The 6,183-nt window shown below is 69.3% G+C and carries 5 protein-coding genes; 4 read left to right on the forward strand and 1 reads right to left on the reverse strand.

The genetic code is table 11. The features are described from left to right. The first annotated feature begins 28 nt into the window (after positions 1 to 28). From ASC82_RS19640 to ASC82_RS19650, 3 genes are all read left to right on the forward strand, one after another. Positions 29 to 994: a cation diffusion facilitator family transporter gene (locus tag ASC82_RS19640; protein WP_056649515.1), complete on the forward strand. Its 966-nt coding sequence runs from the start codon at positions 29 to 31 to the stop codon at positions 992 to 994. A gap of 374 nt (positions 995 to 1,368) precedes the next feature. After that, positions 1,369 to 2,823 carry an adenosylhomocysteinase gene (ahcY, locus tag ASC82_RS19645; protein ID WP_056649520.1) on the forward strand — a complete coding sequence of 485 codons (1,455 nt, stop codon included), beginning with the start codon at positions 1,369 to 1,371 and terminating at the stop codon, positions 2,821 to 2,823. A gap of 152 nt (positions 2,824 to 2,975) precedes the next feature. Then, positions 2,976 to 3,590, forward strand: a complete 615-nt coding sequence (locus ASC82_RS19650; protein ID WP_056649523.1) for a hypothetical protein — start codon at positions 2,976 to 2,978, stop codon at positions 3,588 to 3,590. Positions 3,591 to 3,593: 3 nt separating this feature from the next. Here the strand turns inward: ASC82_RS19650 and ASC82_RS19655 are convergent, their stop codons facing one another. Continuing rightward, complete coding sequence (locus tag ASC82_RS19655; RefSeq protein WP_056649664.1) at positions 3,594 to 4,484, reverse strand: RDD family protein; 891 nt, start codon at positions 4,482 to 4,484, stop codon at positions 3,594 to 3,596. A gap of 109 nt (positions 4,485 to 4,593) precedes the next feature. Here ASC82_RS19655 and ASC82_RS19660 point away from each other — a divergent pair, with 109 nt between their 5' ends. Further along, positions 4,594 to 5,601: a stage II sporulation protein M gene (locus ASC82_RS19660; protein ID WP_056649526.1), complete on the forward strand. Its 1,008-nt coding sequence runs from the start codon at positions 4,594 to 4,596 to the stop codon at positions 5,599 to 5,601. Positions 5,602 to 6,183: the final 582 nt, after the last annotated feature.

The following is a 6,183-nucleotide window of genomic DNA, read 5'->3' on the forward strand; positions in this document are numbered from 1 at the left end:
AGCATCGACGAAGGGACCCCGTACACCCATGAGCGCGTCAGGCGGAACCAAGGCGATCGTGGCGGCACTCGCCGCCAACCTCGCGATCGCCGTAGCCAAGTTCGTGGCGTACCTCTTCAGTGGGTCGTCCTCGATGCTCGCGGAGAGCGTGCACTCGCTCGCCGACTCCGGCAACCAGGGCCTGCTGCTTCTCGGCGGCAAGAAGGCCCAGCGTGAAGCGACCCCGCAGCACCCCTTCGGCTACGGCCGCGAGCGCTACATCTACGCCTTCCTCGTCTCCATCGTGCTCTTCTCCGTCGGTGGCATGTTCGCCATCTACGAGGGCTACGAGAAGATCAAGGACCCGCACGCCATCGAGGCCTGGTACTGGCCGGTCGGCGTCCTCGTCTTCGCGATCATCGCCGAGTCCTTCTCCTTCCGGACCGCGATCAAGGAGTCGAACGAGGTCCGCGGCGGCCTCACCTGGACGCAGTTCGTCCGCCGGGCGAAGGCCCCCGAGCTCCCCGTCGTCCTCCTGGAGGACCTCGGCGCCCTCGTCGGTCTGGTGCTCGCCCTCGCCGGCGTCGGCCTCGCCCTCGGTACCGGCAACGGCGTCTGGGACGGCATCGGCACCCTCTGCATCGGTGTCCTGCTCATCCTGATCGCGATCGTGCTCGCCGCCGAGACCAAGTCGCTGCTCCTCGGTGAGTCCGCCGGTGTCGACGACGTCCAGAAGATCGAGGCGGCCGTCGTCGACGGCGACACCGTCACCCGCCTCATCCACATGCGCACGCTCCACCTCGGCCCCGAGGAGCTGCTCGTCGCGGCCAAGATCGCGGTCCGCCACGACGAGTCGGCGACCGAGGTCGCGAACGCCATCAACGCCGCGGAGGAGCGCATCCGCGCGGCCGTCCCGATCGCCCGGGTGATCTACCTGGAGCCGGACATCTACAGCGAGACCGCGGCCTCCGCGGGCGAGAACCCGGCCAAGGCACCGGGCGGCTCCGCCCACTGACCCACCACGGCGGGGCGACCCCCGCCGTCACCACGAGGCCCCCGCGACCCCAGGTCCCGGGGGCCTCGTGCATGCGTACGACTCATCGAGTGGATCAAGCCAGAACGGGCCGCCGCTGGCCGGAACCGACGCGATCCCGCCTGAACTGGCCCCCATGCGGACTGTGGGCCGCCGCACCGATCGGTGTAGATTCGAGATCAGCCAGACGTCGCTGCTGATGGCGGTCGGGCGGTCCCTCGGACCGTCCGAGGGAGAGAGGGCCTCCGACGACGGCACCGTGGAACCGCCCGGGCATTCCTGTGCCCAGGCCCTCCCGTGGTGCCCGGCGCCCCAACCGACCCTCGCACTCCCATCACACGAGGAGCAGCACAGTCATGACGACTGCCGCCCACCAGGACTTCAAGGTCGCCGATCTCTCCCTGGCCGTCTTCGGCCGCAAGGAGATCACCCTCGCCGAGCACGAGATGCCCGGCCTGATGTCGATCCGCCGCGAGTACGCCGAGCAGCAGCCGCTCGCCGGCGCCCGCGTCACCGGCTCCCTGCACATGACCGTGCAGACCGCCGTCCTCATCGAGACGCTGGTCGCGCTCGGCGCCGAGGTCCGCTGGGCCTCCTGCAACATCTTCTCCACCCAGGACCACGCCGCCGCGGCCATCGCCGTCGGCCCGAACGGCACCCCGGAGAACCCCCAGGGCGTCCCGGTCTTCGCCTGGAAGGGCGAGACCCTGGAGGAGTACTGGTGGTGCACGGAGCAGGCCCTCACCTGGCCGAACACGCCCACCGGCGGCCCGAACATGATCCTCGACGACGGTGGTGACGCCACCCTCCTCGTCCACAAGGGCGTCGAGTTCGAGAAGGCCGGCTCCGCCCCGGACCCGTCCACCGCGGACAGCGAGGAGTACGGCCACATCCTCCGTCTCCTCAACCGCACCCTCACCGAGAACCCGCAGAAGTGGACCCAGCTGGCGTCCGAGATCCGCGGCGTGACCGAGGAGACCACGACCGGCGTCCACCGCCTGTACGAGATGCACCGCGAGGGCGACCTGCTCTTCCCGGCGATCAACGTGAACGACGCCGTGACGAAGTCGAAGTTCGACAACAAGTACGGCTGCCGCCACTCCCTGATCGACGGCATCAACCGCGCCACCGACGTCCTCATCGGCGGCAAGACCGCCGTCGTCTGCGGCTACGGCGACGTCGGCAAGGGCTGCGCCGAGTCCCTCCGCGGCCAGGGCGCGCGCGTCATCATCACCGAGATCGACCCGATCTGCGCGCTCCAGGCGGCCATGGACGGCTACCAGGTCACGACCCTGGACGACGTCGTCGAGACGGCCGACATCTTCATCACCACGACCGGCAACAAGGACATCATCATGGCCGCCGACATGGCCAAGATGAAGCACCAGGCCATCGTCGGCAACATCGGCCACTTCGACAACGAGATCGACATGGCCGGCCTCGCCAACACCGCCGGCGTCGTCAAGGACGAGGTCAAGCCGCAGGTCCACACCTGGACCTACCCGGACGGCAAGGTCCTCATCGTCCTCTCCGAGGGCCGCCTGCTGAACCTCGGCAACGCGACGGGCCACCCCTCCTTCGTCATGTCGAACTCCTTCGCGGACCAGACCCTGGCCCAGATCGAGCTCTTCACGAAGCCGGAGGAGTACCCGGTCGACGTCTACACGCTGCCGAAGCACCTGGACGAGAAGGTCGCCCGTCTCCACCTCGACGCCCTCGGCGTCAAGCTGACGACCCTCCGCCCGGAGCAGGCCGCCTACATCGGCGTCGAGGTCGACGGCCCGTTCAAGCCGGACCACTACCGCTACTGATGACCCCGCCGGCGGCACCCGCGCACCGACGCGACGCCGCCCCGGACACCCGTAGAGGATTCAGGCAGGCCCCCCGCACCCCCGTGTCGGGGGGCCTGCCCCGTCCCCCCCCGCTACCGCCCCTGGAAGCGCCCCCTCCCGAGGACCGACCCATGCCCCGCGGCCGATATTCGCTCCATGACCCGCACGACCACACCCCCCTCGGTGAAGAACACTTCCACTGCGCCCCCGGCCCCTCCGGCTGGCGCTACGTCTCCCAGACCGTCACCCCCTCCGGCGACCACCTCGGCTCCGTCGACCTGGCCGTCGACGAACTCGGCCGCCCCATCCGCCTCGAACTCAACGCCGCGAGCTGGCAGGTCCGCGGCGCGGCCCTCGACGGCGTCACCTGGGTCCGCACGGACCCCACCGGAACCCACGCCACCGAAGGCAATGTGCGCGCCCACGCCTTCACCGGCACGTCCCCGGCATTCCTCGTCGCGATCACGCGACTCCTGCGCCTCACCCCCGATTCCCCCGAGACCCGCCTCAGGCTCGTCGCCTTCACGGATCCGGTGCTCGCCCCCCTCACGGTCGACCAGTCCTGGGCCCTGCTGAAAAGTGAAGCGCACGCCACTGACAACGGCCCCCTGACCGTCGACGAATACCAGGTCAGCACCCTGGACACGGGGGAGCGGCACACCGTCCACATCGCCGGCGACGTGGTCCTCGCGGCCCCCGGCATCGAACTCGAAGCCCTCGAAACGCCGCCCTCGGTCTTCCCCTGACCGTCAGGCGGGCGGAGCGAACCCGGTGGCCCGCGGCCCGCCCTCCTCGGCCACCGCCCCGGCAGCGGGAACGACGGGAACAACGGGCGGCACGACGACCGGAGCGACAACGGAAGCAGCAGGAGCAGCGGCCAGGCCCTCCCGCGACGGAGCGAACGCCCGCCGGGAGTCCCGCGCCTGCCGCTCGGCGACCACCCCCGCAAGAAACGCGTCGGCCGGCACCCCCGGCGGCGGAGGCGTCCCGGTCCGCGCGACCAGTTCGTCGGCCAGCCGCTCCGCGAGCCGCCGCCCCACGAAGGCGTCCAGCTCACGCGCCCGCGTCAGGTACTGACGTATCTCCAGCCACAGGCTCTCCGGCACCGCCGACAGATCGAGCCCCGCGAACCGCCCCACGAGCCACGGCGGCGGAGGAGGCACCACAAGGGCCCGCGCCGCGGGTATGCGCTCCCGGACGACCAGGGTCCCCGCGAACACGTCACCGATCCGCCGCCCCCGCTCGGACACCAGCGAGGCGATACAGGCGATCACCCCGAAGGTCATCAGGATCTCCACGACCCCCATCGCACCCCGGACCAGCGCGTGCCGGAACCGGATCGGCCCCCCGTCGTCCCGCACCACCCGCAGCCCACAGGCGAGCTTCCCCAGCGACCGCCCGTGCGACAGCGTCTCCACCGCGATCGGCGCCCCCACCAGCACCAGCAGGAAGGAAGCGATCGACACCGCCGTCATCGCGGCCTCGTCCAAGGACGCCGTCGCGACGGCGAGCCCCAGCGTGACCAGCAGATAGACGGTCCACACGACCACGAGGTCGATGAGCACCGCCAACGCCCGGCTCGGCAGCCGCGCGGGCTGCAACCCCAGGACGACGGCGTCCCCCGTCACCACCCCACTCACGGCGCCCACCTCTCTCCGACTCTCCGAACGCCAGTCTGCCAAGCTGACCCGCAGCGCGCCGCAGTAGTACGGACCTGTCCACAGCCAGTGCCTGGAGCAGCAGCCGATCATGGACCTCGACGTCTACGTCACCGCCCACCGCGCCGAGTGGGAACGCCTGGACCTCCTCCTGCGCAAGGGCGGCAGACTCACCGGCGCCGAAGCCGACGAACTCGTCTCCCTCTACCAGCGCACGGCCACGCACCTCTCCCTCGTCCAGTCCACCGCCCCGGACCCCCAGCTCACGGCCCGCCTGACCCAGCTCGTCGCCCGGGCCCGCGCCACCGTCACCGGCACCCGCCGCTCCTCCTGGCGCGACGCCACCCGCTTCCTCACCGCCGGCTTCCCCGCGGCCGTCTACCGCTCCCGCCACTGGTGGGCCCCCACGGCGCTCCTCTCCACCCTGCTGGCCGTCCTCATCGGCTGGTGGATCGGTACGCACCCGGAAGTCCAGGCCTCGATCGGCGCCCCCAGCGAACTCCGCGAGATGACCCGCCCGGGCGGCCAGTACGAGACGTACTACTCCAGCCACCCCGCGGCGTCCTTCGCTGCCCAGGTCTGGACGAACAACGCCCAGGCCGCCGCCATGTGCCTGGTCCTCGGCGCGTTCCTGGGCATCCCGGTCCTCTGGATCCTCTTCCTCAACATGCTCAACCTGGGCGTCGGCATCGGCCTCATGTCCGCAGCCGGCCGCCTCGACGTCTTCCTGGGCCTGATCCTTCCCCACGGCCTGCTCGAACTGACGGCGGTCTTCGTCGCCGCCGGCACGGGCCTCCGCCTCGGCTGGACGGTCATCGACCCCGGCCCCACCACCCGCCGCGCCGCCCTGGCGGAGCAAGGACGCGCGGCCGTCGGCATGGCGATCGGCCTGGCTCTCGTCCTCTTCGTCTCGGGCCTCATCGAAGGCTTCGTCACCCCCTCGGGCCTGCCCACCTGGGCCCGCATCGCCATCGGCATCGCCGCTGAGCTGGCCTTTCTCGCCTACGTCTACGTCCTCGGCCGCCGCGCCTCCCGAACCGGCACCACGGGCGACCTCGACGAACCCGACCGCAGCGCCTCCCTCCCCACCGCAGCCTGATGTGCGGACACCCCCTCTGACCTGCTAGCCTCCTCCGGTGCCCACAAAAGCCGTTGACACGGTGGCCGTGGGGAGGTAGATTCAAACGGTTGCCTGGAACTGGACAGTTCGGCAGCAATCAAGTAGAGTCTTAATCACTCCGGTCGGGAATTCTTTCCACGGAGTCATCCCGATTCTCATTCGAATCACGAAAGCCGCCGATTAGGTCGGCCGAAATGATTCTGATAAAGTCGGAACCGCCGAAAGGCCCCCGGAGTGAAAACAAAAGGGACCGGAAAGCACCGAGGAAATCGGATCGAAAAGATCTGATAGAGTCGGAAACGNTTCTGATAAAGTCGGAACCGCCGAAAGGCCCCCGGAGTGAAAACAAAAGGGACCGGAAAGCACCGAGGAAATCGGATCGAAAAGATCTGATAGAGTCGGAAACGCAAGAACGAAGGAAAAGCCCGGAGGAAAACCCGCGAGGGTGAGTACAAAGGAAGCGTCCGCACCTTGAGAACTCAACAGCGTGCCAAAAATCAACGCCAGATTAGTTGATACCCCGTCCATCTTCGGATGGTCGAGGTTCCTTTGAAAAAGTCC

It is taken from the genome of Streptomyces sp. Root431, assembly GCF_001426585.1.
Taxonomy (GTDB): Bacteria; Actinomycetota; Actinomycetes; order Streptomycetales; family Streptomycetaceae; genus Streptomyces; species Streptomyces stackebrandtii.

Coding starts and splice junctions, on each gene's coding strand:
- ASC82_RS19640 (WP_056649515.1), top strand. CDS start 29: ATGAGCGCGTCAGGCGGAACCAAGGCGATCGTGGCGGCACTCGCCGCC.
- ahcY (WP_056649520.1), top strand. CDS start 1,369: ATGACGACTGCCGCCCACCAGGACTTCAAGGTCGCCGATCTCTCCCTG.
- ASC82_RS19650 (WP_056649523.1), top strand. CDS start 2,976: ATGCCCCGCGGCCGATATTCGCTCCATGACCCGCACGACCACACCCCC.
- ASC82_RS19660 (WP_056649526.1), top strand. CDS start 4,594: ATGGACCTCGACGTCTACGTCACCGCCCACCGCGCCGAGTGGGAACGC.